The sequence below is a fragment of the Stenotrophomonas sp. SrG genome (genome assembly GCF_050031795.1).
Lineage (GTDB): Bacteria > Pseudomonadota > Gammaproteobacteria > Xanthomonadales > Xanthomonadaceae > Stenotrophomonas > Stenotrophomonas rhizophila_A.
Genome location: NZ_JBNBBE010000863.1, coordinates 1 through 244, shown reverse-complemented (window position 1 = coordinate 244; position 244 = coordinate 1). Strand labels below are relative to the sequence as shown.

Genomic DNA, 244 nt, shown 5'->3' with positions numbered 1-244 from the left:
CATCTGGCGCTGGTTCTTCTGCTTGAGCCTCTCGTTGACCGGGGTTAAATACTCTATCATCGGGCCGGCATAGAGCTTGTCGCCGCCGGTGATTTCCTTCAGCGTGGCCTGCCACGGCTGGCTGTCACCCTTGCTCAGCATCGCCCAGAACTTCTGGCCGGCTTACTTGTTGCCGTAGAAGCTGCACTTGTGCAGCGGGCCCTTGTAGCCGGCAGCGTCGCACAGGCCCTTGTAGAACTTGAAC

Annotated in this window: 1 pseudogene; it reads right to left on the bottom strand. The window is 59.4% G+C overall.

Annotated elements, in window-relative coordinates:
• A pseudogene (locus ACQG3P_RS21975) lies at positions 1 to 244 on the bottom strand (M2 family metallopeptidase); the annotation flags it as partial.